Annotated in this window: 32 protein-coding genes, 1 tRNA gene and 1 pseudogene; 14 read left to right on the top strand and 20 right to left on the bottom strand. The window is 58.5% G+C overall.

The features are described 5' to 3' along the window. Positions 1-84: 84 nt before the first annotated feature. Positions 85-495 (top strand): DUF1801 domain-containing protein, encoded by a 411-nt coding sequence (locus tag BMY55_RS14770; RefSeq protein ID WP_091431771.1) that lies wholly within the window; start codon positions 85-87, stop codon positions 493-495. Between the two features lie 68 nt (positions 496-563). Here the strand turns inward: BMY55_RS14770 and BMY55_RS14775 are convergent. The 10 genes from BMY55_RS14775 to pyk all read right to left on the bottom strand — a co-directional run bounded on the left by BMY55_RS14775 (position 564) and on the right by pyk (position 8,438). Continuing rightward, a tRNA-Met gene (locus BMY55_RS14775) sits at positions 564-640 on the bottom strand. Positions 641-783: 143 nt separating this feature from the next. Then, positions 784-1,212 carry a large conductance mechanosensitive channel protein MscL gene (gene mscL, locus BMY55_RS14780; RefSeq protein WP_091431773.1) on the bottom strand — a complete coding sequence of 143 codons (429 nt, stop codon included), beginning with the start codon at positions 1,210-1,212 and terminating at the stop codon, positions 784-786. A gap of 134 nt (positions 1,213-1,346) precedes the next feature. Beyond that, the gene (locus tag BMY55_RS14785; RefSeq protein ID WP_091431775.1) at positions 1,347-1,796 is read right to left on the bottom strand and encodes a YtoQ family protein; all 450 of its coding nucleotides are present in this window, start codon (positions 1,794-1,796) and stop codon (positions 1,347-1,349) included. A gap of 47 nt (positions 1,797-1,843) precedes the next feature. Further along, entirely contained in the window at positions 1,844-4,240 is a 2,397-nt protein-coding gene (pheT, locus tag BMY55_RS14790; protein WP_091431777.1) for a phenylalanine--tRNA ligase subunit beta, read from the bottom strand. A gap of 22 nt (positions 4,241-4,262) precedes the next feature. Then, positions 4,263-4,685 carry an ASCH domain-containing protein gene (locus tag BMY55_RS14795; protein ID WP_091432706.1) on the bottom strand — a complete coding sequence of 141 codons (423 nt, stop codon included), beginning with the start codon at positions 4,683-4,685 and terminating at the stop codon, positions 4,263-4,265. Between the two features lie 126 nt (positions 4,686-4,811). Further along, positions 4,812-5,885, bottom strand: a complete 1,074-nt coding sequence (pheS, locus tag BMY55_RS14800; RefSeq protein ID WP_091431778.1) for a phenylalanine--tRNA ligase subunit alpha — start codon at positions 5,883-5,885, stop codon at positions 4,812-4,814. A gap of 114 nt (positions 5,886-5,999) precedes the next feature. Further along, positions 6,000-6,362 carry a 50S ribosomal protein L20 gene (gene rplT, locus BMY55_RS14805; protein ID WP_091431780.1) on the bottom strand — a complete coding sequence of 121 codons (363 nt, stop codon included), beginning with the start codon at positions 6,360-6,362 and terminating at the stop codon, positions 6,000-6,002. A gap of 14 nt (positions 6,363-6,376) precedes the next feature. Beyond that, complete coding sequence (gene rpmI / locus BMY55_RS14810) at positions 6,377-6,577, bottom strand: 50S ribosomal protein L35 (protein ID WP_008560811.1); 201 nt, start codon at positions 6,575-6,577, stop codon at positions 6,377-6,379. A 134-nt stretch (positions 6,578-6,711) separates the two neighbouring features. Beyond that, the gene (locus BMY55_RS14815; RefSeq protein WP_091431782.1) at positions 6,712-6,948 is read right to left on the bottom strand and encodes a hypothetical protein; all 237 of its coding nucleotides are present in this window, start codon (positions 6,946-6,948) and stop codon (positions 6,712-6,714) included. A gap of 41 nt (positions 6,949-6,989) precedes the next feature. Beyond that, positions 6,990-8,438: a pyruvate kinase gene (pyk, locus tag BMY55_RS14820; RefSeq protein ID WP_091431784.1), complete on the bottom strand. Its 1,449-nt coding sequence runs from the start codon at positions 8,436-8,438 to the stop codon at positions 6,990-6,992. A 115-nt stretch (positions 8,439-8,553) separates the two neighbouring features. Here pyk and BMY55_RS14825 point away from each other — a divergent pair, with 115 nt between their 5' ends. The 5 genes from BMY55_RS14825 (at position 8,554) to BMY55_RS14845 (ending at position 11,628) form a co-directional block, all read left to right on the top strand. Further along, positions 8,554-9,309: an N-formylglutamate amidohydrolase gene (locus tag BMY55_RS14825; protein ID WP_407639069.1), complete on the top strand. Its 756-nt coding sequence runs from the start codon at positions 8,554-8,556 to the stop codon at positions 9,307-9,309. A 90-nt stretch (positions 9,310-9,399) separates the two neighbouring features. Further along, a complete protein-coding gene (locus BMY55_RS14830) occupies positions 9,400-9,717 on the top strand; it encodes a DUF1244 domain-containing protein (protein ID WP_091431786.1) in 318 nt (105 codons plus the stop codon). Further along, complete coding sequence (locus BMY55_RS14835) at positions 9,717-10,355, top strand: DUF5671 domain-containing protein (RefSeq protein ID WP_091431788.1); 639 nt, start codon at positions 9,717-9,719, stop codon at positions 10,353-10,355. Before BMY55_RS14830 ends, BMY55_RS14835 begins: the two co-directional genes overlap by 1 nt. After that, entirely contained in the window at positions 10,345-10,740 is a 396-nt protein-coding gene (locus tag BMY55_RS14840) for a hypothetical protein (RefSeq protein ID WP_091431790.1), read from the top strand. The genes BMY55_RS14835 and BMY55_RS14840 overlap by 11 nt, the downstream gene beginning before the upstream one ends. Before the next feature lie 93 nt (positions 10,741-10,833). Further along, the gene (locus BMY55_RS14845; RefSeq protein ID WP_091431792.1) at positions 10,834-11,628 is read left to right on the top strand and encodes a DODA-type extradiol aromatic ring-opening family dioxygenase; all 795 of its coding nucleotides are present in this window, start codon (positions 10,834-10,836) and stop codon (positions 11,626-11,628) included. Between the two features lie 57 nt (positions 11,629-11,685). Here BMY55_RS14845 and BMY55_RS14850 read toward each other — a convergent pair. Continuing rightward, positions 11,686-12,009 (bottom strand): annotated as a pseudogene (locus BMY55_RS14850) (nuclear transport factor 2 family protein); the annotation flags it as partial. Between the two features lie 259 nt (positions 12,010-12,268). Then, positions 12,269-13,123 carry a D-amino-acid transaminase gene (locus BMY55_RS14855; RefSeq protein WP_091431793.1) on the bottom strand — a complete coding sequence of 285 codons (855 nt, stop codon included), beginning with the start codon at positions 13,121-13,123 and terminating at the stop codon, positions 12,269-12,271. A gap of 106 nt (positions 13,124-13,229) precedes the next feature. Between BMY55_RS14855 and BMY55_RS14860 the strand changes: the two genes are divergently transcribed. Beyond that, positions 13,230-13,679, top strand: a complete 450-nt coding sequence (locus BMY55_RS14860) for a DMT family transporter (RefSeq protein ID WP_091432710.1) — start codon at positions 13,230-13,232, stop codon at positions 13,677-13,679. A gap of 4 nt (positions 13,680-13,683) precedes the next feature. Here the strand turns inward: BMY55_RS14860 and dgcA are convergent, their stop codons facing one another. Beyond that, a complete protein-coding gene (gene dgcA, locus BMY55_RS14865) occupies positions 13,684-14,649 on the bottom strand; it encodes an N-acetyl-D-Glu racemase DgcA (protein WP_091431795.1) in 966 nt (321 codons plus the stop codon). A 30-nt stretch (positions 14,650-14,679) separates the two neighbouring features. Continuing rightward, a complete protein-coding gene (gene dgcN / locus BMY55_RS14870) occupies positions 14,680-15,681 on the bottom strand; it encodes an N-acetyltransferase DgcN (protein WP_091432713.1) in 1,002 nt (333 codons plus the stop codon). A 282-nt stretch (positions 15,682-15,963) separates the two neighbouring features. On the opposite strand from dgcN, the gene BMY55_RS14875 reads away from it, so the two are divergent. Beyond that, positions 15,964-16,923: an L-malyl-CoA/beta-methylmalyl-CoA lyase gene (locus BMY55_RS14875; RefSeq protein ID WP_091431797.1), complete on the top strand. Its 960-nt coding sequence runs from the start codon at positions 15,964-15,966 to the stop codon at positions 16,921-16,923. A 48-nt stretch (positions 16,924-16,971) separates the two neighbouring features. Here BMY55_RS14875 and BMY55_RS14880 read toward each other — a convergent pair whose 3' ends face one another. Beyond that, positions 16,972-17,799: an AraC family transcriptional regulator gene (locus tag BMY55_RS14880; RefSeq protein WP_091431798.1), complete on the bottom strand. Its 828-nt coding sequence runs from the start codon at positions 17,797-17,799 to the stop codon at positions 16,972-16,974. 150 nt (positions 17,800-17,949) lie between these two features. On the opposite strand from BMY55_RS14880, the gene BMY55_RS14885 reads away from it, so the two are divergent. Then, positions 17,950-18,915, top strand: a complete 966-nt coding sequence (locus tag BMY55_RS14885; protein ID WP_091432715.1) for an acetyl-CoA carboxylase carboxyltransferase subunit alpha — start codon at positions 17,950-17,952, stop codon at positions 18,913-18,915. Between the two features lie 103 nt (positions 18,916-19,018). After that, complete coding sequence (locus tag BMY55_RS14890) at positions 19,019-19,357, top strand: carboxymuconolactone decarboxylase family protein (protein ID WP_091431800.1); 339 nt, start codon at positions 19,019-19,021, stop codon at positions 19,355-19,357. A 15-nt stretch (positions 19,358-19,372) separates the two neighbouring features. Here the strand turns inward: BMY55_RS14890 and BMY55_RS14895 are convergent, their stop codons facing one another. From BMY55_RS14895 to BMY55_RS14910, 4 genes are read right to left on the bottom strand one after another with little or no spacing between them, the layout of a single operon-like run. Then, complete coding sequence (locus BMY55_RS14895) at positions 19,373-19,978, bottom strand: pyridoxamine 5'-phosphate oxidase family protein (protein ID WP_091431801.1); 606 nt, start codon at positions 19,976-19,978, stop codon at positions 19,373-19,375. Beyond that, positions 19,966-20,712, bottom strand: coding sequence for a lysophospholipid acyltransferase family protein (locus BMY55_RS14900; protein ID WP_091431803.1), 747 nt, complete (start codon positions 20,710-20,712; stop codon positions 19,966-19,968). Before BMY55_RS14900 ends, BMY55_RS14895 begins: the two co-directional genes overlap by 13 nt. Beyond that, on the bottom strand, positions 20,712-21,605 hold the full coding sequence (locus BMY55_RS14905; protein WP_407639070.1) for a cell division protein FtsX: 894 nt from the start codon (positions 21,603-21,605) through the stop codon (positions 20,712-20,714). Before BMY55_RS14905 ends, BMY55_RS14900 begins: the two co-directional genes overlap by 1 nt. Before the next feature lie 8 nt (positions 21,606-21,613). Next, on the bottom strand, positions 21,614-22,288 hold the full coding sequence (locus BMY55_RS14910; RefSeq protein ID WP_091431806.1) for a cell division ATP-binding protein FtsE: 675 nt from the start codon (positions 22,286-22,288) through the stop codon (positions 21,614-21,616). Positions 22,289-22,446: 158 nt separating this feature from the next. Here BMY55_RS14910 and BMY55_RS14915 point away from each other — a divergent pair, with 158 nt between their 5' ends. After that, positions 22,447-23,271 (top strand): zinc-ribbon domain-containing protein, encoded by an 825-nt coding sequence (locus BMY55_RS14915; RefSeq protein WP_177179363.1) that lies wholly within the window; start codon positions 22,447-22,449, stop codon positions 23,269-23,271. A gap of 37 nt (positions 23,272-23,308) precedes the next feature. On the opposite strand, the gene BMY55_RS14920 is transcribed toward BMY55_RS14915, so the two are convergent. Continuing rightward, positions 23,309-24,169, bottom strand: coding sequence for a MurR/RpiR family transcriptional regulator (locus tag BMY55_RS14920; RefSeq protein ID WP_091431809.1), 861 nt, complete (start codon positions 24,167-24,169; stop codon positions 23,309-23,311). 117 nt (positions 24,170-24,286) lie between these two features. On the opposite strand from BMY55_RS14920, the gene BMY55_RS14925 reads away from it, so the two are divergent. From BMY55_RS14925 to BMY55_RS14935, 3 genes are read left to right on the top strand one after another with little or no spacing between them, the layout of a single operon-like run. Next, positions 24,287-25,063: an N-formylglutamate amidohydrolase gene (locus tag BMY55_RS14925; protein WP_091431810.1), complete on the top strand. Its 777-nt coding sequence runs from the start codon at positions 24,287-24,289 to the stop codon at positions 25,061-25,063. Further along, complete coding sequence (locus tag BMY55_RS14930; RefSeq protein WP_091431811.1) at positions 25,060-25,578, top strand: TRAP transporter small permease subunit; 519 nt, start codon at positions 25,060-25,062, stop codon at positions 25,576-25,578. The genes BMY55_RS14925 and BMY55_RS14930 overlap by 4 nt, the downstream gene beginning before the upstream one ends. Next, positions 25,568-26,893, top strand: coding sequence for a TRAP transporter large permease (locus BMY55_RS14935; RefSeq protein WP_091431813.1), 1,326 nt, complete (start codon positions 25,568-25,570; stop codon positions 26,891-26,893). The genes BMY55_RS14930 and BMY55_RS14935 overlap by 11 nt, the downstream gene beginning before the upstream one ends. Positions 26,894-26,920 lie beyond the last annotated feature (27 nt).

Genomic DNA, 26,920 nt, shown 5'->3' on the forward strand with positions numbered 1-26,920 from the left:
CTTACGTTAAGAAACGAAAAAGCCCTGCCACCTCGCGGGGCTTTTTTCTTTGACACCAATGGCGCGTCGCCGCACCTTTCCGACATGCCCGATCTTTCACGCTCTTTCCAAAACGCAGCCGTCGCCGACACGTTCGCCGGCTTCCCTGGCGACGCGCGCGCAGGGCTTCTGGAATTGCGCGATTTGATATTCGAAACCGCCCGTGACACGCCGGGAGTTGGCCGTATTGAAGAGACGTTAAAATGGGGCCAACCCGCCTATCTGACGCCCGACAGCAAGTCTGGCACCACGATCCGGCTGGGTGTGCCCAAGACAGGTGGTTTTGCGCTCTACGTCCATTGCCAGACCACCCTGATTGCAGAGTTTCGCAGCCTGTTCGCTGATGGGCTCACCTTCGACGGCAATCGCGCGATCCTGTTTCAAGACGGGCAAGCCCTGCCAACCGAACCGCTGCGATTGTTCATCAGAAACGCGCTGACCTATCATCGGGAATGACCCCAGAAAAGAAAGAAGCCCCGCACATGGCAGGGCTTTTCTTTGCATCTCAGGCGACTGTCTGGATGTGGTAGCGTGGGGCGGACTTGAACCGCCGACCCCAGCATTATGAGTGCTGTGCTCTAACCAGCTGAGCTACCACGCCATCTCACATCGGAGGTCCAGATATTCCGGCCCGCCCCCGGTGTCAAACGAAAAACATAGATTTTGCGTGCCCTCGTTGGAAAAAGGCTGAAGAAAAAAGGGCGCCCGGTTCGGGACGCCCTTCAAAAAAAGTCTGCAGCGCGTTTACTTCTTCAACGCATCGCGGATTTCGACCAGCAGATCGACCTCGGAAGGCCCGGCAGGTGCTTCCTCTGCCGCCTCCTCTTCCTTCGCCGCGGCATCTTTGGCCTTGTTGACGAAGCGCACCAGCATGAACACGACAAATGCGATGATCAGGAAGTTGATGATTGCCATGATGAACGAGCCATAGGCAAAAACGGCAGCGCCACTTTCACGTGCAGCTTCCAGCGACGCACCTTCCGGGACGGAACCGGACAGGGTTGCATACATATTGGTGAAGTCGATACCACCAAGGAACAATCCGATAATCGGATTGATCAGGTCAGCCACCAACGAGCTGACAATGGCGGTGAACGCTGCACCGATGATAATACCAACGGCCATGTCCATGACATTGCCCTTGGCGATGAAGTCTTTGAATTCTTGAAGCATACTGTCCTCACTACACATTAGTCGCCAGCACGTTTTCGCCAGCCTGCACGAAGCCTAGCGCAAAGCATTCACGTTTGCATATTGTTTCGCGGGGAAAAACAGTGCGCCAGTAACCGTAGACTGTTGAGGGTTCTTTAACTACCCAGGCCACCGGTCAGAACATAGCGCAAGATTTCGACCACCTGGTGTGGTTCGCGCGCAACGGCGAGGGCGGCGGCGTCGACCTCTTTCAGCGGATGGTCATGTTCCGGCTGCTGCAAAACGATCAGGGACTTGCCTTTTGCAGCGGCATAGCCGGCATCGAAAGCAGCATTCCATTGGCGATATTTTTCGCCAAACCGGACAACGACCACATCGGCATCTTCGATTGCCTTACGGGTGCGGATGGCATTGATCATCGCACCTTTATGGTCGTGCCAATATTTGCTGTCCTCGGCCCCAAGAATGGTCACGCCGCAATCGTCGGACGCATCGTGGTCGGTCACAGGGGCCGAAAACGTGACATCCAACCCGTTTGCACCGTCGATGATCTGCTCGCGCCAATCGGTGTGGATTTCGCCGGATAGATATACGTTTAGGGTCATGTCTTTCCTCCTAGTAAGCGCAGCCCCGCAGGGCCATGCAAGTCAGATCAGCCGCGCAAAGTGCCGCCGGTGGCCTTGCCCACCTTCTCGACGATCTTTGCGCTGACCGCTTCGATGTCCTTGTCGGTCAAAGTGGCATCACGCGGTTGCAGACGCACGGTGATGGCGAGGGACTTTTTGCCTTCCCCCAGCGATCCGCCGATAAACTCGTCAAAGACATTCACCTCAGTGATCAGCGCCTTGTCCGCGCCAGCGGCCGCGTTCACCAGATTGATCGCTTCCAGGTCGGCATCCACCACGAAGGCGAAATCCCGTTCCACGGGTTGCAAATCGCTCGCGCCCAGCGCACCACGTCCCGTGCCCTTGGCTTTCGGGAACGGCACTTTCGCCAGATGCACGGCAAAGGCCACAACCGGGCCTTTCACGTTCATGCCCGCGATGGCTTTCGGATGCAATTCACCAAACGCACCAAGGATGTTCTTCGGTCCCAGACCCAGCTTGGCCGAGCGCCCCGGATGCCACCACGCGTTCATGTCGCGCAGATAGGTCAGCTTGGCAGGTGCGCCGATGGCGTTCAGAACCGCCTCGACATCCGCCTTGGCGTCATAGGTATCAACCGGACGCCGCGCGCCGAACCGGTCGCGCGGACCGGTATGGCCGACAAGGATGCCGGTGACCATCTGCTCATATTCTTCCGGCTCACCACCGTGGAAAACGGGTCCAACCTCGAACAGCGCCAAATCCATGAAACCACGCGCCTGATTGCGGGCGGCGGCTTGCAACAGACCGGGCAGCAGGGACGGGCGCATATGGCTCATCTCGCTTGAGATCGGGTTTTGCAGCTGCGTCACATCTGCCCCACCGCCAAAGTGCTTAGCGCTTTCGGCATCAATGAAGCTGTAAGTCACGCATTCATTATAGCCCAGCGCGGCAATGGTCCGCCGTGCCATACCTTCGCGCTTCTGCATGGGCGTCAGGATCGCTTTGGGCACGCCAACATGGGCGCGCGACAAGGGCTTTCCGACCAACTTGGTCAGGGACGCCACCCGCGCGACTTCTTCCACCAGATCGGCCGAGCCTTGCACGTCAGGACGCCAGCTTGGCACATGGGCCATGCCATCCTTGATGGTGAAGCCCAGCGCGGTCAGCGTCCTGCGCTGCTCGTCCGCCGGAATGTCCATGCCGACCAGCGACTGCACCCGGTCGGTGTCAAGCTTATAGGCGCGGCGTGTGTCCGGCACCTCGCCCGCCATCACAACCTCCGAGGCTTCCCCTCCGCACAGATCAAGGATCATCTGGGTCGCGGCCTCGATCGCTTGGACGTTGTATTCCGGATCAATGCCGCGTTCGTTGCGATATCGCGCGTCGGAATTGATCTTCAGCGCACGCCCGGTGCGGGCAATTTGGGTCGTGTCCCAAAACGCAGCCTCAAGGAATACGTTGGTGGTTTCGTCCGTGCAGCCTGTGGGCAGACCGCCCATGATACCGCCGATGGACTCCACACCAGTCTCATCCGAAATCACGACCATACCGGGCGCGAATGTGTATTCCTTCTCGTCCAGACCAACGAGAATTTCGCCCCCTTTGGCGCGGTGCACGCGCAGGTTGCCATTGACCTTGTCGGCGTCGAAAACGTGCAGCGGGCGGTTCATGTCATAGGTAAAGAAGTTGGTGATATCGACCAAGGCCGAGATCGGGCGCAACCCAACCGCGCGCAGTCGCGCTTGCAACCATGCGGGCGAAGGGCCGTTCTTCACACCCTTGACCAAGCGTCCCATGAACAGCGGGTTGTCGTCGCGCGTATCCTCGTCAATCGTTACAATGATCGGACTGGGGAAGTTGCCTTTGACCCTATGCTCTTTCAATGGCTTCAGCACGCCCAGACCCCGGGCCGCCAAGTCACGCGCAATCCCGCGCACGCCCAGCGCGTCGGGGCGGTTCGGCGTAATCGCGATCTCGATGACTGGATCGACCCTGTCGGGGTCATTGGCGGCAAGCCAATCGACGAACTTCTCGCCCACCTCGCCCGAGGGCAGTTCGATAATGCCGTCATGTTCGTCGGACAACTCCAACTCGCGCTCGGACGCCATCATGCCATGGCTTTCAACGCCGCGGATTTTGCCGACGGAAAGAGTTACGTCAATGCCCGGCACATAATCACCGGGTTTGGCGATCACCACGGTGATGCCCTCCCGCGCATTGGGCGCGCCGCAGACGATGGTCTTGTCGCCGTCGTCGGTTTCCACCGTGCAAACGCGCAGACGATCGGCATCGGGGTGCTTTTCAGCGGATTTGACGCGCGCCAAGGTGAACGCGCCCAGACGGTCCAAGGGATTGTAGATGCCTTCAACCTCAAGCCCCAGATCGGTGCAGGCCTCGGCAATTTCATCGACGCTTGCGTCGGTGTCGAGGTGGTCTTTCAGCCAGGAAATGGTGAATTTCATATCTTTCCTCCGATGGCACCGCTCAGCGGTCTGCCAAATCCTCAATCAGGTCAAAATGCTCAAACACCAGCATCATTTCCGGGTCGAACCCGCCGTTGCGGGCGAAATAGGCCTCGTGACCATTGCGCCACCCGGAGAGCGTGTCGTCTTCACCCTCGGCCAAGGCCATATCTTCCGTGACGTCGCAAAAGCGGATCTCTTGCACGCTCACTGTTTTGATCACCAGCGCAGGGGTGCCATCCCAATTGGTGGCGATATCGGTGCGACCAACCTGCGGCAATGCTTCCGGTTCACCTTCGAAGTCTGCCAAAGCGCCGCATGTGGCTCGTTTTCTGCCAGTTCGTACAAGGTCGATCAACCGGGCCGACAAGTCGGCGCTATCGCCGAACTTGAAGGTGCCCGCACCGGGATATGTGACTTGTAGGTCTTCCATATCATCCTGCATCGTCGTCTCTTTCATCATCGTCAGATGCTTCCATCGAGCGATCGATGGACTTGCTCAGAGAGCGTGCGCACCAGACAACAACCAGGCACATCAAAAGAACCACACTGATATTTATCCAAATGGGCATCAGCGTGACAGCCCCCCACGCATCGTCGGCACGTCAAGCGCCGCGAAGCCATAATGCCTGAGCCAACGCAGGTCTGAATCAAAGAACGCACGCAGGTCGGGGATGCCGTATTTCAGCATGGCCAGACGGTCGATGCCCATGCCGAAGGCGAAGCCTTGCCATTCGTCGGGGTCCACGCCTGCCGATTTCAGCACGTGCGGATGCACCATGCCGCTGCCCAAGATTTCCATCCAATCATCACCTTCGCCCAGTTTCAGTGTGCCGCCAGCCCAGGAGCAGCGGATGTCGACCTCGGCAGATGGTTCCGTGAAGGGAAAATGCGAGGCACGGAAGCGCAGCTCGATCCCGTCAAGTTCAAAGAACGCGCGGCAGAATTCTTCCAACACCCATTTCAGGTTGGCCATCGAGATGTCTTTGTCAATCGCCAATCCTTCAAGTTGGTGGAACATCGGCGTGTGAGTCTGGTCGTAATCGGCGCGATACACACGACCGGGCGCAATCACCCGGATCGGCGCGCCTTGCATCTCCATCGCGCGGATTTGCACAGGGCTGGTATGGGTGCGCAGCACATGCGGCGGGCGGTTGTCGCCGTCCGGCATCGTCATATAGAATGTGTCCATCTCGGTCCGGGTTGGGTGTTCTGCCGGGATGTTCAGGGCGTCGAAATTATACCAGTCGCTTTCAACCTGAGGCCCTTCGGCGACCGAGAAGCCCATGTCGCCAAAGATCGCGCTGATTTCTTCCGTAACCTGTGATATCGGGTGGATGGTGCCCTGGCGTTGCGGGCGCCCCGGCAAGGTGACGTCCAGCCATTCGGTGCGCAGACGTTCGTCAAGGGCGGCATCGGCCAAGGCGGATTTCTTGGCGGAAATGGCCGAGTTGATCTCGTCCTTCAACGCGTTCAGCTTGGGGCCTGCGATCTGCCGTTCCTCGGGCGTCATTTTGCCCAGCTCGCGCATTTTCAGAGCGACCTCGCCCTTTTTGCCGACCGCCTGAACGCGGATGTCTTCCAATGCGGTCTCGTCAGACGCGGCAGCCACAGCGTCGATGTATTTTTGCCTCAGATCGTCCATCCCGGACCCCTTTGTTTACGTCATGCCCCTGCTACGAAACGGGGCGTCAGAAAGCAAGAAGCCGCGAGACCTGAAAAGGTCCGCGGCTTCCAAAATTGTCTCTCCGATATGGAGTTACGCGAGCGCGGCCTTCGCCTTTTCGACGATGGCACCAAAAGCGTCGGGCTCGTGCACGGCCAGATCGGCCAGAACCTTGCGGTCCACTTCAACACCAGCCAGATTCAGGCCGTTGATGAAGCGCGAGTATGTCAGAGCCTCGTCATGTGTGCGCACAGCCGCGTTGATCCGCTGGATCCACAGGGCGCGGAAGTTGCGCTTGCGGTTCTTGCGATCGCGGGTTGCGTATTGGTTCGCCTTGTCGACGGCCTGACGCGCCACCTTGAAGGTATTTTTACGGCGGCCGTAATAGCCTTTCGCGGCCTTGACGACTTTCTTGTGACGGGCGTGGGTTGTGGTTCCACCTTTAACGCGGGACATATCCGTATCTCCTCTTAGCGGTCGTAGGGCATGAAGCCCTTGACGATCTTGGCGTCGGGGGCGGACAGGGTTGTGGTGCCACGTGCATCACGAATGAATTTCTTGTGACGTTTGATCATGCCATGGCGTTTGCCGGCCTGACCTGCCAGGACTTTGCCTGTCGCTGTCACCTTGAAGCGCTTCTTGGCGCTCGATTTGGTCTTCATTTTGGGCATTTCCGTCTCCTTCATGGGTTCGGTTTCCGCACGACTCGGCATGCCACTTGAGCCGGTCGCGCATGAAGTGCGGCGTATAGGCGGAAAAGTTCAGGCTGGCAAGTGGTTTTTACCCTGTTCAGCGGGCAAATCCGTCAGGCGGCCAGCATCACCTTCAATCGACCGAAAACGGTGCGGAATGCGGTAAAAATGTCCTCGATCTGATAGCCGCCGGGGCGGTTCATCATCGCAAGCGCGATAAGTGCACCCCCGATCATGAACATGATCGCTGGCACCCGTGGCGCCCGGCCTTCCCGGATTGCGGACAAGAATGACGGGATCGATAATGCAAGCACTATGATCCCGACAACCAGAAACGTGTCTTCCCTCATAACTCTCTCCTCCACACCCACCCTGGTGCGTCGAAGACAGATTACTCCTGATCTGTGGCAAAAATTTGCCGTTCGTCGCAAGGGGCGACGCGAAGGATATTCGTTGTGCCCGGCACATTGAAGGGCACACCGGCGGTGACGACGATTTGGTCAGCTTCCGTGGCGAAACCGGCACTACGTGCTGCCCGCGCCGCAGACACGACGGCGGCCTTGAATCGCAGCACCTCGTCTGGCGTAACAAAGCAATTGGTGCCCCAGGACAGGCACAACCGCCGTGCGGTGCCCCGCAAGGGAGTCAATGCGATGATCGGCACACGCGGCCGTTCCCGCGAGGTCAGCAAAGCGGTCGTTCCTGACTGCGTAAAGCAACAAATCGCCTTGATATCCGTTGTCTCGGCAATCTCACGCGCGGCGGCGACGATCCCGTCGGCGACCCCGCTGCGCGTGGCAACCCGTGAGGCTTCGACCATATCAAGATAGGTCTGATCATGTTCGACCTCGATCGCGACGGCGTTCATCGTCGACACGGCTTCGATCGGATACTGCCCGGCAGCGCTTTCCGCCGATAACATGACCGCATCGGCACCGTCATAAATGGCGTTTGCCACATCGGACACCTCGGCACGGGTCGGCATCGGGCTTTCGATCATGCTTTCCAGCATCTGAGTGGCGACGATCACCGGCTTACCTGCACGGCGGCACAATTGGATCAAGCGCTTCTGGATCGGGGGAACGGCATGAACGGGCAGTTCTACGCCCAGATCGCCACGTGCAACCATGATCCCATCGGATGCTTCTAGAATGGCATCGAACGCATCAACAGCAGCCGGTTTTTCGATCTTCGACAGGATTGCCGCGCGACCCTGAGCCAGTTCGCGGGCCTCTTCAACGTCGGCTGCACGCTGCACAAAGCTTAGCGCCAACCAATCCACGCCCAACTGGCAGGCGAACTCCAGATCGGCGCGGTCCTTGTCTGACAGAGCAGCCAGCGGCAACACCACATCCGGCACGTTCACGCCTTTTCGGTCAGAGATGGTGCCCCCGACCTCAACCACGCAATTCGCAAAATCTTCACCGCACTCCCTGACCTTCAGGCGCAGTTTGCCGTCGTTTACAAGCAGTGTCGATCCGGGTTTCAGCGCCGCAAAGATTTCGGGATGTGGCAGGCAGACGCGGTGGCTTTCGCCCGGCGTTTCGTCCAGATCAAAGCGGAAATCCTGACCTTCCTCGATGTCGGCAGCCCCGGCTGAAAAGACACCGCAACGCAATTTCGGCCCCTGCAAATCCGCAAGGATCGCGATCGGTCGTTCCATGTCCTTTTCAATTCGTCGCACAAGCGCATGGCGGGCGCGTTGTTCGTCATGGGTGCCGTGCGACATATTCATGCGAAACACGTCCGCACCAGCTTCGAACAGCGCCCGAATCGTGTCGTAGTCGCTGGATGCCGGGCCAAGTGTGGCGACGATTTTTACGTTCCGGTGGCGTCTCACGGGGCACTTCTCCTTATTATTGGTCTTTTTAGCGGGTTGATTGCTCTATGCCCCAAAATGTTAGCGCTGACAACTGGCGCTCGCCAAATGCCTCGCATAAACGGGTCTGGCAAACATGAATGACACAGATATGACATACCATCCCTACGCGATTCTGGGCGAGGATCGACCCTCGCGCTGGTTGGTCACTTGCGACCATGCCGCCAATACTGTGCCGCCTTGCGTCGGCTCGGGCGATCTGGGTGTTGCGGCCGAAGACATGGCCCGCCACATCGCTTACGATGTCGGTGCCGCAGGCGTCACACGCCACCTGTCCGAGCTTCTGGACGCCCCCGCCATCCTGTCAAATTTTTCGCGCCTGGTGATTGACCCCAACCGGGGCGAGGACGATCCGACGCTGGTGATGAAGCTCTATGACGGCACCATCATTCCCGCCAACCGCCACGTTGACCGCGAAGAACGTGACCGCAGGTTGAACGCATTTCACCGCCCCTATCATCGGGCCATCGCGCGGCTTGCCGCACGGCAGAGTAACTCCGTGATCCTCGCCATGCATTCCTATACCCCACAGCTGAAGGGGCGCGAGAAACGTCCGTGGCATATCGCCATCCTTCATGATCGCGACAGCCGTCTGGCCAGCCCCTTGATTGCGCGGCTCAGGGAAGAACCCGACCTCTGCGTGGGTGAGAACGAACCCTATGGCGGGCATCTGGACGGTGATAGCATCGACCGCCACGCGGTTCTGACCGGGCGGGTCAATGTGTTGATCGAAATCCGAAACGACCTGATCGAAACCGAGGACCAGCAGCGCTGTTGGGCAGAACGTCTGGCCCCGATCCTGACCGAGACACTGGCAAAGACCGGTCTTTGACAACCAAGAGCCCGAGATCAGCGCGTCGCTTGACCTTGCAGGTTTCGCTCCCACCTGATGAAGTGACGCTATCGACCGAAAGGATCTGCCATGGATGACCAAACCCGTATTGAAATTGAAGCCGCCGCCTTTCGTCGGTTGCAAAAACACCTGATGGAAGACCGACAAGACGTTCAGAACATCGACATGATGAATCTGGCCGGGTTTTGCCGCAACTGCCTGTCCCGTTGGTATCAGGAAGCCGCGAACGCGCGTGGCATTGAAATGTCCAAGGAAGACGGGCGCGAAGCGTTCTACGGGATGCCTTATGGAAACTGGAAGGCCAAGTTCCAGACAGACGCAACCCCGGAAAAGCAGGCGGCGTTTGACGTGGCGTTCAAAGAAAACGTGCTGGGCGATAAGGGCTGATGCGTCCGTCCGACCAGCTTGCCGAGTTTACCCGCGATGCGCTGGCGGCGGGCAAAAGCCGAGACGACATTCGGACTGCGCTGACCCGATCCGGCTGGGCACCGAACGAGGTTTCCGAAGCCTTGGATGCGTGGGCGGATATAGACTTTCCAACACCTGTGCCGCGTCCGCGCCCCTATGTTTCAGCGCGAGAGGCGTTTTTCTATGGTCTGATGTTTGCAGCCCTTGCGATGACCGCCTGGCATCTGGTCGCGCTGTTGCACAACCTGATTGACCACTGGATGGCGGACCCCCTCGCTGAAAATGCTGGTCGTTACACGCTGAATTCGACCCGGTGGTCCATCGCGGCTCTGATCGTGTTCACACCGACGTTTCTGGTGCTGAACCGACAGACGGTTCAGGCGACCAAAGCGGACCCCGGCAAGCGCCGGTCGGGCGTGCGCAAATGGTTCGGCTATGTCACGCTGTTTCTTGCCTCCGTCTCGCTTCTCGGCGATCTGATGGCGGTGATCTATGCGCTGCTTAGTGGCGACCTGACAGCCCGCTTTACCCTCAAAGCCTTGGTGGTTGCCGGGGTCGCGGGAACGATCTTTACCTATTTCCGGCAGGAAGCGGACGAGGCGCGCAATGCAACGTGACACAATCGTCCCCTTGGCAATCGGCGTGGTTGTGGTTGCCGCTGTCATTGCCGGGCTGACCGTCACCGGCGGCCCCACCACCGCCCGTGCCGAAAAACGGGATATGGCGCGACTGGCCGATTTGCGCAGTTTGGCTAGCTTCGTCAACTGTGTCTCAGGCGTCAGCGGCGGTTTGCCATTGAACCTTACACCTGTGGAAGATTGCGGAACAGACCTTCCTCTGGCCGATCGCACATCGCAAGTGCCGTATCGGTATGCGAGACTGTCAGATACGGGTTACTTGCTTTGCGCGGACTTTGAACGCCCGGAGTTGATCACGGATTACGAAGTCGCAGGCGCGACCTGGCGGCCGAGCCAAGGGTGTTTTGCCTTCACCCAATCCTGATATCTGTGCATTTTCGCGGGGCGGCTGTTCGGATTTTGCCATTTTCCAAAACGCTCGCACTCCTTAACTTATGTGCATCGGAAAGGAACACATATGTCCAGGATGCCCACCTACTTTATCTCACACGGCGGCGGCCCGTGGCCGTGGATCCCCAACATGCGCCGTATGTTTGCCAAACTGGAAACATCGCTGGCCGCGATGCCGGATCATCTTCCCGAGGTTCCGAAAGCCGTCCTGATGGTCTCGGGTCATTGGGAGGAAGCCGCGTTCGCGGTCATGTCATCTGCCAACCCACCGATGGTCTATGACTATTCCGGATTCCCACCAGAAACCTACGAGATTCAGTATCCCGCCCCCGGAGCACCGGAGCTTGCACGTCGCACACTTGATCTGATCAAGGCCGCGGACTTACCCGCCACGTTGAGCCCGGCTCAAGGGTTTGACCATGGGGTGTTTGCCCCCATGGCGGTCATGTATCCCGATGCAGACATGCCGACCTATCAGGTCTCGCTTCAACACGGTTATGATCCAGCAGCACATTTTGCATTGGGACGCGCACTTGCCCCACTACGGGACGAAGGCGTTCTGATTGTCGGGTCGGGCCTGAGTTATCACAACCTGCGACTGATGGGGCCAGAGGCACGGGTGCCATCGACCGAGTTCGACACGTGGTTAAACAAGGTGCTGACGCTTCCAGAAAAGGACCGCACGCGGGCTCTTTTGAACTGGGAACAGGCCCCATCGGCCCGTATCGCGCACAAGGAAGAGGATCATCTGGTCCCGCTGTTTGTGGCCTTGGGCGCGGCGGAGGGTGAACAGGCAACCGTCACCTATCACGAAGAAGGTATCTTTGGCGGCGTCACCGCCACCAGCTTTCGCTTTGGATAAGAAAACGCCCGAATGACAGACAAGCCCCTTGCCGAATGAAATGTATCTTCGGAGGCGTCAACCTTCGGCTTGCCTTGCGTCGTCTTCGGCGTCGAACCAACCGAGGGACGCAATCACTTTGTGGTCATCGTTAACCTCCCACTGCTCCCAACCACGGATATTCAAGGGGTTGCCGGAGGTCGCCGCGTGGCCAGTAGAGGTCCAGAGGAAGATGACGTGATTGCCCGACCATCGAACGTCATCGCAGGTTAATGTAAGATCGGGGACATCGGCGTAGAAGCCTGTTGCCATCTCGCGCACGCGCGATCGCCCTGACCAAGGCTCTCCGCGATTGATGCTGATTTCGCCCTCTGGCGCATAGAAAGATGCCGCAGCCTCCGCAGATTTCGAATTTCAGGCAGCCGTATCGTCGGCGGCAATACTCTCTATTGTTTTCGGATCAATCATGTGTCGGCCCTCCCAAGCTCGGCAGCTTGTATGCTGCCACGAATATTTGCCGCATGTGGACGCTGATCACGTGGCAAGGACTGTTCAGGGTGGGTAGCGGGCCGTGCGCCGGTTCAGGCCGCAACCGAGGCTGGGAGCAATCGACAACGCATCTGCTAAGGGGCTTGCATTGCATATGCGGGGCGTGAATCCCTCAAACCGCGGTTTTCAGACTTTCATCCAGATAGATTTCACGCAGGCGCAATGCCACCCGCCCCGGTTCGCCGCCACCCAGTTTTTTGTCGTCAATCTGCACCACGGGCATCACGAAAGCGGACGCCGAGGTAAAAAACGCCTCGTCAGCGTTCTGGGCTTCTTCGATGGTGAAGTTGCGTTCTTCAACCTCCATCTGCGCCTCTTCGGCATAGCGCAGCACGGCGGCGCGGGTGATCCCGTGCAGGATGTCATTGGACAGCGCGCGGGTGATGATCTTGCCGTCCTTCACGATATACACGTTGTTCGACGTGCCTTCGGTGACATAGCCGTCTTCGACCATCCAGGCGTCATCAGCCCCCGCCGCCTTGGCCATCATCTTGCCCATCGACGGATAAAGCAATTGCACCGTCTTAATGTCGCGGCGCCCCCAGCGAATATCGTCGATCGAGATGACTTTCATCGGCCTCACGGTTTCCGCAAGACCCGGCTTCGACTGCGTGAACAGAACCACAGTCGGCTTCACCTCGTCGGGATCAGGAAAAGCGAAATCCCGATCCGATGCCGCGCCACGCGAGATTTGCAGATAGATCAACCCCTCGTCGATCCCGTTCAGGCGCACCAGTTCGCGATGAACCTCCAACAGATCTTCGGTCGAGATCGGGTTGTCCATGTCCAGCTCGCTCAGGGACCGTTTCAACCGTTCCGCATGGCCGTCAAAGGCAATCATCTTGCCACCCAGAACGCTTGTCACTTCGTAAACAGCGTCCGCGAACAGGAATCCCCGGTCAAAGATCGAGATCCTGGCCTCGGTTTCGGGCAAATACTCTCCGTTCACGTAAACGGTGCGGGTCATGTCGTCTCTCCTTGGTGTGACGCGAGCCGGGCGCATTGACCCGTGCGGCAATTCCTGTTCTGGCTGTTGATACTCGGGTCCGTGAAAGATGCAAAAGGGAAATCGAATGCCAACCGCAACACAATCCGCTGCCATCATGCTGACCGCCGGGATTGGCATCCCGGTTCTGGCCGCATTGAACGCCGCATTGGGTCAGCGCATGGGGTCGCCGATAGCGGCCGGGATGATCCTGTTTCTGGTGGCGCTTCTGACCGCTGGGGTTGTGTTCCTGTTCTCCGGTGGCTCGCTCAGGGGCGCTGTCGGGTCGCCGCCGCATTTGTTCTTCGCAGGCTGTCTTGTCGCCTTCTACGTGTTGACGATCACATGGGTGGCCCCCAGTTTTGGCGTCGGCAATGCGGTGTTCTTCGTGCTGCTGGGCCAACTCATCTCCGCCGCCGCCATCGACCATTATGGACTGTTCGGGGCGCAGCCCAGCCCGCTTTCCTTCTGGCGTCTGTCCGGGATCGCGGTCATGGGGCTTGGCGTGTTCCTGACCCAGATCGCAGGGCGAAGCTAAGCCCTCACCCCCACAAAGCCGAAGTGGGCGGGTGGACGCCTTTTTCGTCGAAAACAAGCGGCGTGTCCCGATCCTGGGACAGCAACAGAGGTCCATCCAGATCCGTGACCATCGCCCCTTGCGCGAGCAGTGTGGCCGGCGCCATCGCCAGCGACGATCCGACCATGCAGCCCACCATGACCTTGTAGCCTTCGGCCGCGGCCGCGTCACGCAGCGCCAGCGCCTCGGTCAGTCCGCCGGTCTTGTCCAGCTTGATATTCACCACGTCATATTTGCCCTTCAGCTTTGGCAGGCTGGTGCGATCATGGCAGCTTTCATCAGCACAAACCGGCACGGGGCGCTCCATGCCAATCAGCGCCTCATCCTTGCCTGCGGGCAAGGGCTGTTCGACAAGGCTGACACCAAGCCGCACCAAATGCGGGGCAAGGTCGGCATAGACATCGGCGGACCAGCCTTCATTGGCGTCGACGATGATCTTGGCATTGGGAGCACCAGCGCGCACGGCCTCAAGCCGGGGCATATCATCAGGCGTGCCCAGCTTGATTTTCAGAAGCGGGCGATGGGCGTGCTTTGCCGCCTGCGCCTGCATCTGGGCGGGGTCTGCCAGAGACAGGGTGTAAGCGGTGATCTCGGGGCCGGGGGCGGGCAAGCCCGCCAGTTCCCACACGCGCTTGCCTGAGCGCTTGGCTAACAGATCCCACAAGGCGCAATCGACCGCGTTGCGAGCCGCGCCAGCCGGCAACAGATCATAGAGCGCCTGCCGGGTCACGTCAGAAGGCAGCCCCATGATTTCATCCGTGACGCTGTCCAGCGTTTCGCCATAGCGCGCATAGGGCACACATTCGCCCCACCCTTGATGGTCGCCATCCTGGACGCGAACCGTCAGAACCTTGGCTTCAGTCCGCGACCCGCGCGAAATGGTGAACACCTCGGCCAGTTTGAAAATGTCCGCCGTGACTGAAATCTTCATTGCCGCCCCCTGGTGCCCTGAACGGGTAGCCTAGACCGTCGCCAGCGCATCGACCAGCTTTTCAGCCCCGAAGCGAAACGGATCAGTGGCAGGCAGGCCCATCCGGGTTTCCAACTCGGCCAGATAGGCGGCGGCGTCGGCCTCGCTCATGTGCTGTGTGTTGACCGAAATGCCAATGACCTGACAGGTGGGATTCACGACCTTTGCCAAAGTCAGAGCGACATCGCGCAGGTCTTCCAACGTTGGCAACCGATAATCCGGCAGGCCACGCATATGTTCCCGTGTCGGTTCGTGGCACAGGATCAGGGCGTCAGGCTGGCCACCGTGAATCAGAGCCATCGTCACCCCGGAATAAGAGGCATGGAACAGTGACCCCTGCCCCTCTATCAAATCCCAGTGGTCGGGGTCATTGTCAGGTGAAATATATTCCACCGATCCCGCCATGAAATCCGCCACCACGGCGTCCAAGGGGGCACCATCACCGGTGATCAGGATACCCGTTTGCCCAGTGGCCCGGAATGAACAGTTCATACCACGCGCACGCATTTCCTTGTCCATTGCCAGCGCCGTGTACATCTTGCCCACCGAACAATCCGTACCGACCGCCAGACACCGCTTGCCGGTGCGTTTCTTGCCATTGGCGATGGGATATCTTACCTCGGGCAGACGCACATCATGCAGGACACGCCCGGTGGCTTGTGCCACGGCGGCCAAATCAGGCTCGTCACGCAGCAGGTTGTGCAGGCCCGATGCAAGATCGAACCCTTCCTCAAGCGCCATTACCAGCACCTTTTTCCAGGCTTGTGAAATCACACCACCGCGGTTGGCCACACCGATCACAAGCGTCTTGGCTCCGGCTGCCCTGGCTTCGCGCAGGGTCATATCCGTCAGGCCCAGATCCGCCTTGCAGCCATCCATGCGGTATTGTCCGACGGCGTTCTCAGGCCGCCAGTCTTTGATGCCCTGCGCAACCTTGGCTGCCAGTTGATCGGGTGCATCGCCCAGAAACAACAGATATGGTGTCTTGATCATGATCGCGCCCTCGTCGAATCTTGTTAAGGGATAATCCACGAGGATCGCATCAAATTTCTTGCGGAATCGGCGGACATTCGAAAATATTTAGAATTTTCCTTCATAAACTTCAAAATTGGCCGAAGGTTCTTCTGCTTATTTATAGAATACGCTTAATCCCTTGCGCTTCTGTGCCGCCGCAGCACAAAGATTCTGCATCTGCAAAATGATCTTGCGAACCGCACGGTAATTTAATAACGATTGCGTCCAAGAAATCGCAACTTCATTACCGAAAGGCGACACATGTCCTTCCGCATCCAACCCGCCGCTCCTGCCCGCCCGAACCGTTGCCAGTTGTTTGGCCCCGCCTCCAACACCAAGCTGTTCGCGAAGATGGCGACATCCGCAGCCGATGTGATCAATATCGACCTTGAGGACAGCGTTGCCCCTTCAGACAAGGACGCGGCCCGCGCCAACGCGATCGAGGCGATCAACACCGTCGATTGGGGCAACAAGTATCTTTCGGTTCGGATCAACGGATTGGACACGCCCTATTGGTATCGTGACGTGGTGGACCTGCTGGAACAGGCGGGCGACCGGCTGGATCAGATCATGATCCCCAAAGTCGGCTGCGCCGAGGATATCTATGCCGTCGACGCGCTGGCCACTGCCATCGAACGCGCCAAAGGCCGCAGCAAACCAATCAGCTTCGAAGTGATTATCGAAAGTGCCGCAGGCATCGCGCATGTCGAAGCCATCGCGGCCTCGTCGCCTCGTCTGCAAGCCATGTCCCTGGGTGCGGCAGATTTCGCGGCGTCGATGGGGATGCAAACCACCGGGATCGGCGGCACGCAGGAGAACTACTACATGCTGCGTGGGGGCGAAAGGCATTGGTCGGACCCGTGGCACTGGGCACAAGCCGCCATTGTTGCCGCCTGCCGCACCCATGGTATTCTGCCGGTCGATGGGCCGTTCGGAGATTTTTCGGATGATGAGGGCTACATTGCCCAAGCCAAACGCTCGGCCACGTTGGGCATGGTCGGCAAATGGGCGATCCACCCCAAGCAGATTGCGCTGGCAAACGAAGTATTCACTCCGTCAGACGAAGCCGTGTCTGAAGCGCGCGAGATCCTCGCCGCCATGGAGCAGGCCAAGGCCAACGGCGAAGGCGCCACGGTCTATAAGGGCCGTCTTGTCGATATCGCGTCGATCAAGCAGGCCGAGGTTATCGTGGCCAAGGCTGAACTGATCGCAGGCAGCTAAGGCACGCCGGCAAGTGTGGCGGGGACATCCCCACCACACTCCGCCATGTTATGCCAGAGGCATGCAGAGATCGGTCAGTAACTCATCGGGCGGGGTGTCGCGCGGATCGTTCAGGTTGATCTCGTAACACGGGGCGTCTGCCGGGGTTTCCCCAGATGTCGGCAGCCAGCCCCCATAGAGCGCATCATATCCCGATTTCAGGGTGGCATATGGCCCCTTGTAGGTCATCACCGCCGTTCGCCCCCCCCTGATCTCGACGGTTTCGAACCCGTCCGGTATGTCACCACCACGCCATTCCGCCCCCGCAAAACTGCGCAGGTCTTTTTCATCAACAGCGTCCGGGTCATCAAAATAGACACCGATCATCGGCCCGCAATCTTCCCACAAGTTCCGCGCTCCGATCATGGCCGCAGCGGCTTCGAATTTCTCGCCGATGTTCATGTATGCGCCTTTATGGGACAAACCGATCAAGCGACGGGTAGGGTTATCGCGAATTTCCACGGGATGCATCGTCAAATCTCCTATTCGTTGTAAAAGTGCCGGGGCGTCCAGCCGGCCGATTTTACGAAAGGCAATCGGGGACACACCATACGAGGCGCGAAACGCTTGGGTAAAACTGCGCGGATTGGGATAGCCGCACGCCTGCGCAATATTCTCTACAGCGGTCTGTTCTCGAACCAACCGTCCCGCAGCGCGATGCAGACGCATACGCCGAACGACTTGCGCGCACGTCTCGCCAGTCATCGCATGGAACACGCGATGCCAGTGAAACCGCGACATCGCCGCGACATCTGCCAACCGATCCAGTGACAAATCCCCATCCGGGTTGTCGTGGATATAGGTCAGCACCCGCAACAGCCAATCTTCGTATCGCATAGCCGCTCCCTCTTACTCTTTCCCGTCATTTCTACGCTGCCGTCACTGCATAAATCTTGCCAATTTGCATAGCGGATAAAACGAGCAACAGTTGTATTGCCGCGCGGCAAGCGGCATATAGGCATGAACATTATGCAATGGGGCAGGGCCATGACCAACTATCTTGAGTTTGAGAAACCGCTGGCTGAAATCGAAGGCAAGGCAGAAGAGCTTCGCGCCCTTGCCCGTTCAAACGAAGAGATGGATGTGGAGGGCGAGGCCGCTGGGTTGGATGCCAAAGCGAGCACGCTGCTTAAAGATCTCTATAAAGACCTCTCGCCCTGGCGGAAATGTCTGGTCGCGCGCCACCCCGACCGTCCGCATTGCAAAGACTATATCGAAGCGCTGTTCACAGAATACACCCCGCTGGCCGGAGACAGAAACTTCGCCGATGACCACGCCGTTATGGGCGGACTGGCTCGTCTTGGCGACATCCCGGTTGTGGTGATGGGGCAAGAGAAGGGCAACGACACGAAGTCGCGGATTGAACGCAATTTTGGCATGGCACGGCCCGAAGGCTATCGCAAGGCCATTCGCCTGATGGATCTGGCCGACCGCTTTGGCCTGCCCATCGTGATGCTGGTGGACACCCCCGGTGCCTATCCCGGCAAAGGCGCGGAAGAACGCGGCCAGTCCGAGGCGATCGCGCGGTCAACCGAACGCAGCCTGAATGTGAAATCACCGGTGATCTCTGTCATCATCGGCGAAGGTGGCTCTGGCGGTGCGGTTGCGCTGGCGACCGCCAACACGGTGATGATGCTGGAACACTCGATCTATTCGGTGATCAGCCCGGAAGGCTGCGCCTCGATCTTGTGGAAAGATTCCGAGAAGATGCGCGAAGCCGCCGAGGCCCTGCGCCTGACCGCGCAGGATCTGAAACAGCTCGGCGTGATCGACCAGATCATCCCCGAACCCCTGGGTGGCGCGCAACGCGGGCGCGCCGAGGCTATCGCCGCCGTTGGAAAAGCTGTCGAAGCCGAGCTGAAAGCACTGAAGAAGCGCCAGAAAGGCGATGCGCTGATGAAGGAACGTCGCGAAAAGTTCCTGAAAATGGGGTCGAAGGGGCTGGCGGCCTGACACGACGCCCCCCGCCGATACCTGCATCACGTCTTCGTGGCGCGGGTTGGCTTGCCCCGTTTTGCCAAGCTAAGTCACGATTTCCCCAGAAGGAGGACATTGCGTGGACTGGAAAGCATTTCTGGCCGAAACCGAAGGCAACATAAACCATCTTGCCAAAGACATACCTTTAACAATGAAGGGCTTTGCGCAGATGGGCGGAGCCGCCAAGACGAACGGCGCGTTGAGCGAAAAGACCAAGGAGTTCATCGCGCTTGGCATCGCCATCTCGACCCGCTGCGACAGCTGTATCGGCTTCCACGTGCGGTCATTGGTGCGTCTGGGTGCCACACTGGACGAGTTGAACGAGGCACTTGCGATGGCGTCTTACATGGGTGGCGGCCCGTCGATTGCCTTTAGCGCCAAGGCACGCGAGGCGTTTGAACAGTTCAGCGCGGGCTAGGCGCGCCGCATACCATCACCACATCGTCGACTTGGCGCGGTCCGGCCATTCCTTGTCATAAGCTTCCCCGCCAAATTCCCCCGCGCTCATGTCCTTCAATATGTCACCAATGCTGGGAAGATCGCCGCTATCATCGCCAGCGGCCCAAAGTCGCGACCGCATGATGGCTTTTGCGCATTGCACATAGACCTCGTGTATTCGGATCACGGCAACTGTCTGGGGTAGCTTGCCCCCCTTTTCAAACCGCGCACGCAAAGCGCCATCAGTTGTCAGGCGGGCTTCGCCATTCACGCGCACCACGTTCGTTGAACCCGACACCATGAACATAACTGATACACGCGGGTCACGAACGATGTTGCGCAGACTATCAATGCGATTGTTCCCACGCCAATCCGGAAGGGCCAGCGTCTGCGCGTCGAGGATCATGACCACAGGCCCGTCATCGCCCCGCGGGGTGCCATCGGTGCCTTCGGGTCCAACCGTAGACAGCACGCAGAAGCGAGACGCCTCGATCCATTTTCGATAGGTCGGCATTAGGTGATCTGCAACCTTGACCTGCGACCCTATGCTGGGGGCTCCATACAGCGCCTCAAGTTCCTCGATCGAGTTCAGGAAATCCATAATGCGTCCACCTCCAACTTCGCCTCTTTCATCAAGGCGTTCGACCCGGATTCGACGGTTGCTTCCAGCCGTTTCATGAAGTCATTCAGCTCCAATCCCGGCTCGATACGCGGGTGGAACTCAACCACGGCAAGGCCCGGGTAACGCATGATACCGTGGCGCTTCCAGAACATCCCCACATTGGTCGAGGCGGGCACACAGGGCTGTCCGGTTTCGCGATACAGAACGCCGGTGCCGATCTTGTAAGGCTTGGTCTCGCCCGCCCCGACACGTGTGCCCTGCGGGAAAATGATCAGTTGCCCCGGCAAGGCCGTCCCTGACTTCACGTCCGCCAGCATCTGCTTGATTGCCGCGCCGCGCTTGCCGCGATCAACAGCCACACACCCAATTCGATAGGCATAATATCCAACAATCGGTGCCCATTTGAGCTGTCTTTTCATGATGAATTTCGGACGGGGCACGGCCGATGTGATCATGATGATGTCCAGAAAGCTCTGGTGTTTCGAAGCAATGACCACCTCGTCCATTGGCACCTCGCCCCGGATTTCCGTGCGCAGCCCAACCATCCAGCCCGCCGTCCAGCGCACCCAGCGGCAATAGGTGTGGATCGCAGAAAAGGCAAAGTCACGGTTCCAGATCGCCAGCGGCGTGAAGAACACGGCCAGCACCGCCATCATCAGATACATCTGAACAATGAATACAAGCGACCGAAGCCATTGAACTGCGTGGCGCATTATCGTTTCTCCTGCAAGACGGTCTGGGCGGTTCGTCGCGTCGCTCCAAAGGCGGCCAGCGCCGCAAGGGGCGGGATCAGTAAGGGCCACAGCCATTGCCAGCCTTCAAACCCAAGCCCCGTCAGAAAGTTCCCCTGATCGCCCGTCGACGGCATCAAGAAGATCGCCAACGCGCCCAGCACGGTCCCAACGGAGGACCCGCCCAGCGCCCGCAACGTATAGCGGCGCACAAAGGCGTGTGCGATGTATCTGTCCCGAGCTCCGACAAGTCGCAGCACGCGGATCACCTGTTCATTTGCCGCCAGCGCCGCCGAGGCTGCCAAGGTGATCACCACACCAGACAAGGCCGCGATCAGAACAATAGCCACGAAGCCCAGCGCCCGAAGCCGCTTGGCCGCCCGCACAAGCGGCTCGCGCCAGCGCGTGTGATCGTCCAGGATCGCGCCGGGGGCTTCCCCCGCAAGCCGCGCGCGCAACCCGTCGGCGTCGAACCCCTCTCCATCCTCGACAACTTCGATCAGTTTCGGGATGGGCAGTTGATCCAGGGGCAGATCAGGCCCGAACCACGGCTCCAAAAGCGCGCGCTGCTCGTCATCGCCAAGCGGGCGGGCGTTCTTGACCCCCGGTGTGGTCGCCAGAATTTCCATCACGGCCAATACCTGTGCGTCCATCTGATCAACCGGCGCGGTGATGCGGATGGTCAAGCTTTTGGCAAGCGCCTCGCCCCATCGATCGGCCACCCGGCCCGTTGCCAGAGACAGCGCAAGGGCAAACACCGCCAGAAACGCCATCGACGCCGCCGCAAACACCGTCAATCGGGCGGTGTAACCGGTTGGCGGCACGACCCGATCCGCCTGCGCGTCACCGGCAAGAAAATGCATCAGACTGCTCATTCGCGCGTTCATAGGTCCGCTCCCGCCTGGTGGAGCTGCTTGTTCGAAATGCGTAACACCCGTGCCTGAATTTGTGCCTTGGCAGATCGGATCAGGTTCATGTCATGGGTGGCAATCAGCACTGTCTTGCCCATCTTGTTCAATTCGACCAGCAGTCTGAGCAACCGAAGCGACATGTCCCAATCAATGTTCCCGGTGGGTTCATCCGCCAATATGACATCCGGCGACATCACCACTGCTCGGGCCAGGGCAGCCCTCTGTCGTTCACCACCTGACAATTCTGGCGGCTTGGCGTCGCGCTGCGCCGTCAGCCCCACCCAAGCCAGCAGGTCATCAAGTTCGGATGGGTTCTCAAGGCTGCGCCCAGAAACCGTCAGGGGAAGGGACACGTTTTCCGCAATACCCAGATGATCCAGAAACTGACAATCCTGATGCACAACGCCGATCCGCCTGCGCGCCTTCGCGACGTCATCCCGGGACATCCGTTGCGCATCCTGATCAAACAGCGAAACCCTGCCCTGCGTCGCGATCAGCTCTGCATAACACAGCTTGATCAACGTCGTTTTCCCGGCACCCGAAGGGCCTGTCAAAAAGTGAAACGAACCCGGCGCAAGTTTCATGGAAATGTCGGATAAAAGAGTGTGGTCCCCATATCCGTAGGACACTTGTTCCAGCTCGATCACATGATGCCCTCACCTTTGTTTGGCGACAGTTTTGCCTCAGCTATGCATTTGTTTCAATGGACAGCTTGCAAAGGTTTGATTTTCGCAGCGAAACTGGCATATTGAGGCGGAAATGGCAGGGAAAACCCGGGCCGAATGCCGGGGATCGAGGAAAGCATATGCGTCTGGTTTGCCCAAGTTGCGGCGCGCAGTACGAAGTAGATGACCGTGTAATGCCCGAAAACGGGCGTGACGTTCAGTGTTCCAATTGCGGACATGGGTGGTTTCAATTGCCGCCCAGCGCGGAAGCGGGTATCATCCAATCCCCTTTCGACAACATCGACGATCTCGATGACGAGGCAGTGACGGACGCCGGAGATACGGCGGAAGACACCCCCGACCATCCGGCTGACGATGGCTCTGCGGTCAGTGACAGTTCCGAGGAAGCCTTGCCTGCGCGGCAGTTGGACGACGGTGTCCGCAGTATCCTGCAAGAAGAGGCCGAGCGTGAACGCAAAGCCCGCGAAAGCGAACGGGAGGGTCTGGAAACCCAACCGGACCTTGGCCTGGATGATGCCCCGGCGGCGACTGCCGACAACATCAAAAACACCATGGCGGATGAGCAGGCGGCGGCACGGAACGAAACCGCGCCCACATCCGACGACATCAAGGCGCGTAATGTTCTTCCTGATATAGAAGAAATAAACTCGACGCTCGACGCGCCAGCGGATGAGTCGGGCGAAGTTGTTGTCGACCCCGCCGACAGTGCCGAAGTTGCAGCAGGTGGGTTCCGTCGCGGGTTCATTCTTGTTGTGGTTCTGGCGTGTTTGCTGGCCATTCTTTACATCTTCGCACCCACAATCGGCGAACGCTTCCCTGCTGTCCAACCCGCGCTAGAGCAGTTTGTCGCCTTTGCAGATAAAGTGCGCATTGGACTGGAAGAGATCATGCGATCAGCGATCGGCAAGATGCAGGGATTGATCGACAAACCTGACGCCAGCTGATTCACCACCGCGCCACGACCCAAGCGCCGGCAACAGGTCAGTTGCTGCGAAATATTCGCGATTCACCTATCATGTCTTCCAAGGCCGCGATGCGGTCGGTGCTGTCGCTGCGGCTTTGGATTTCTGCCACCAGCGCTTCAATCAGAAAGTTGATGGCAAGGGTCGAATCCCAGCTTGACGGCACTTCGACCATGCTGCGGAAACAGAAGGTCGCGTAACGTTCAATAGGCGACCCCCATTGGTCGGTGAAAAGCACGATGTTTGCACCATGATCAACCACCAGCTTGGCCAGACGCTCCAGTTCCTTTTCATACCGTCGGATGTCGAACACGATGAGCGTCGAATTCTCGTCCATGTCCAACAGCGATTGCGGCCAGACACTGGGCGAGAAATCCAGCTGCGTCACGCCCGGGCGAATGATTTGAAGATGGTTGAAAAAGTAATGAGCATTGGACCGGGTGATCCGGCCACCGAGCAGATACAGACGTCGGTTCAGGTCCGACAAAAGCGCCGCAGCCTTGTCGAATTCGTCCAGATCCAGCCGTTCCAGACTGCGGTTGATATTGCGCGACACCGCTTCGGCAAAACGACTGATGATATGATCCTTGCCTGCCGACAACTCAGCCGTTTCCAGCTTCGCCAATGGTTCTTTCATTTGGGCGGCGATCTCTTCGCGGATGGCGTCTTGCAGGTCCGGGAAGCCCTGATAGCCCAGTTTGCGGGCCAGCCGGATAATCGTCGGGGTTGAGACCTCGGCGCTTTCGGCCAGCTTGGTAATGGACTGCAAACCCGCAACCAGAGAATCGTCAAGAAGCGTGGCGGTCAGCCGCCGCTCAGCCGCCGTCAGTTCATCCTGCTTCTCGCGGATCTGGTCTTTGACGAGAGGCTTCTTTCCCATTTGTCACCATTCCAATCAACAGTACCAGCACTGTAACAATAGCTACAGAATACATCTTGACACAAGCAGACTCGTTGTAGTGATAATTACACAACGCGAAACAGGGGGGCAAGAAATATGCTCAGGACAGCTTGGCCAGCGGCTGCGCTGATCGGTTCGACAGGGCTGGCACCCATAGTGCTGGTCTGCGAGCACGCATCCCGATTCATCCCACCAGAACTTGACGCGCTTGGACTGTCTGAAGATGCGCAAGGCTCACACGTGGCGTGGGATATCGGCGCTTTGGATGTCGCCAAGTGTCTGAGCACCGGGCTTGATGCCCCCCTTGTCGTGGGTGAGATCTCTCGGTTGGTTTACGACTGCAACCGACCCCTGGAAGCCCCAGATTGCACCCCGTCCCGCAGCGAGGTATTCGACATTCCCGGCAATGTTGACCTGAACGATATTGACAAACAGTCTCGTTTCGACACGGTCCATGCGCCATTTCACGCGACGGTAGATTACGCGATTGATAGACAGATTGCGCGCGTGGACGCGCCGGTGCTGTTGGTGACGGTGCACAGTTTTACACCCGTTTTTCACGGTCAGCGCCGGACGCTGGACATCGGATACCTGCACGACAACAACAGCAGAGCCGCCACGATGGCCGTCAACATCGAACGCGACCGGGGCACATACCGCGCGGCAATCAACGAACCCTATGCCGCCCGTGACGGCGTGACTTACACACTGGCCAAGCACGGCGAGGCGCGTGGGCTGGACAATGTCATGATCGAAATTCGCAACGACCTGATCGACACGCCCGCAACCGCCGAGGCGATGGCCGATCATCTCGTCACCACTCTGTCGCAAGTCGCTGCGCACATCTCCACACCGGAAACCGTCAAAACATGATAGCGCTTCGCAAATTCATCAGCATCGTTGACAAGATCAACTATCGCATCGGACGAGTGACCATGTATGGCATCTTCGTCATGATGGCGATCCTGTTGTGGTCGTCGATCTCGAAAACCTTCTTCAACCCGTCGCTCTGGACGTTGGAAATGGCGCAGTTCGCGATGGTCGCCTATTACATTCTGGGTGGCCCATACTCGATCCAGATGGGGTCGAACGTGCGGATGGACCTTCTGTATGGCGGGTGGAGCACACGTCGCAAGGCCGCCATCGATACGATCACCGTCCTGTTCCTGATCTTTTATCTGGGGGTGCTCTTGTGGGGCGGTATCGACAGCACGCTTTATTCGTTCAAATACGGTGGCGAGCGCAGCCCGACAGCATGGCGCCCCTATCTATGGCCGATCAAAGTGATCATGTGCACCGGTATCGCGCTGATGTTGCTACAGGCCCTTTCCGAACTGTTCAAAGACATTCTGCGCCTGCGCGGCGAGGAGATCGACAATGTCGTATGAGTTGATTGCGATCTTCATGTTCGCAACCATGATGGCGATGCTGTTGACCGGACAGCGCGTGTTCGGCGCCATCGGTTTCGTGGCGGTGATTGCAGCATTGGTGCTTTGGGGCGACCGGGGTGGTTACGACCTTGCCTTTTCCTCGGCTATGAAGCTGATGAAATGGTATCCGCTTCTGACCCTGCCGATGTTCATTTTCATGGGCTACGTGCTGTCGGAATCCAAGATCGCGGATGATCTCTACAAGATGTTTCACGTCTGGATGGGTGGGCTTAAAGGTGGGCTGGCCATCGGCACGATTGGTCTGATGGTCCTGATTTCAGCCATGAACGGGTTGAGTGTTGCGGGCATGGCCATCGGGGCGACGATTGCGCTGCCGGAACTGCTGAAACGGAACTATGACAAGAAAATGGTGACGGGCGTCATTCAGGCCGGATCGTCCTTGGGCATCCTCGTCCCCCCGTCGGTGGTGCTGGTCCTCTATGCGATGATTGCGCGACAACCTGTCGGACAGTTGTGGCTTGCAGGTGTATTGCCCGGTCTGATGATGGCCGCGATGTTCATCATCTATATCGCCGTGCGCTGCCACCTGAACCCCGAGTTGGGCCCTGCCCTTACAGAAGAGGAACGCGACATCCCCATGTCCGAAAAGCTGGCGCTTCTGCGCGCGGGGATGCTACCCTTGGTGATCTTTGCTGCGATGATGGTGCCCTTCGTCAACGGCTGGACATCGCTGGTTGAAAGCTCGGCCATTGGCGCCCTGACCGCATTTCTTGCGGCGGTCCTGAAAGGGCGCATGACCAAGGAAGTGTTCGAGACATCCGTTCGTATGACCCTTGGCATCAGTTGCATGTTCATGTGGATTATTCTTGCCGCTCTTGCCTTTGGCGCCGTGTTCGATGGGTTGGGTGCCGTGAAGGCGATTGAAACGCTGTTCACGGAACGTCTGGGGCTGAATCCATGGGTCATTCTGATCCTGATGCAGCTTAGCTTCATCCTGATGGGAACATTTCTGGATGACACGGCGATGCTGGTGATCGTCGCGCCCCTTTATGTGCCGCTGGTTTCGGCGCTTGGTTTCGATCTGATCTGGTATGGTGTGCTTTATACAATCACGACTCAGATTGCATATATGACGCCGCCTTTTGGCTATAACTTGTTTTTGATGCGCGCGATGGCCCCCCCGGAAATCACATTGCGCGACATTTACGGTTCGATCCTGCCATTCGTGTTGGTGATGGTGCTGGCCCTTACACTGGTCATCCTGTTCCCGGAAATCGCGCTGTGGCTGCCGGGGTGGGTGTACGGAAACTAGACGAAAGAGCCTGACAGAACAGGCCGT

The organism is Aliiroseovarius sediminilitoris, from assembly GCF_900109955.1.
In the GTDB taxonomy this organism is placed as follows: Bacteria; Pseudomonadota; Alphaproteobacteria; order Rhodobacterales; family Rhodobacteraceae; genus Aliiroseovarius; species Aliiroseovarius sediminilitoris.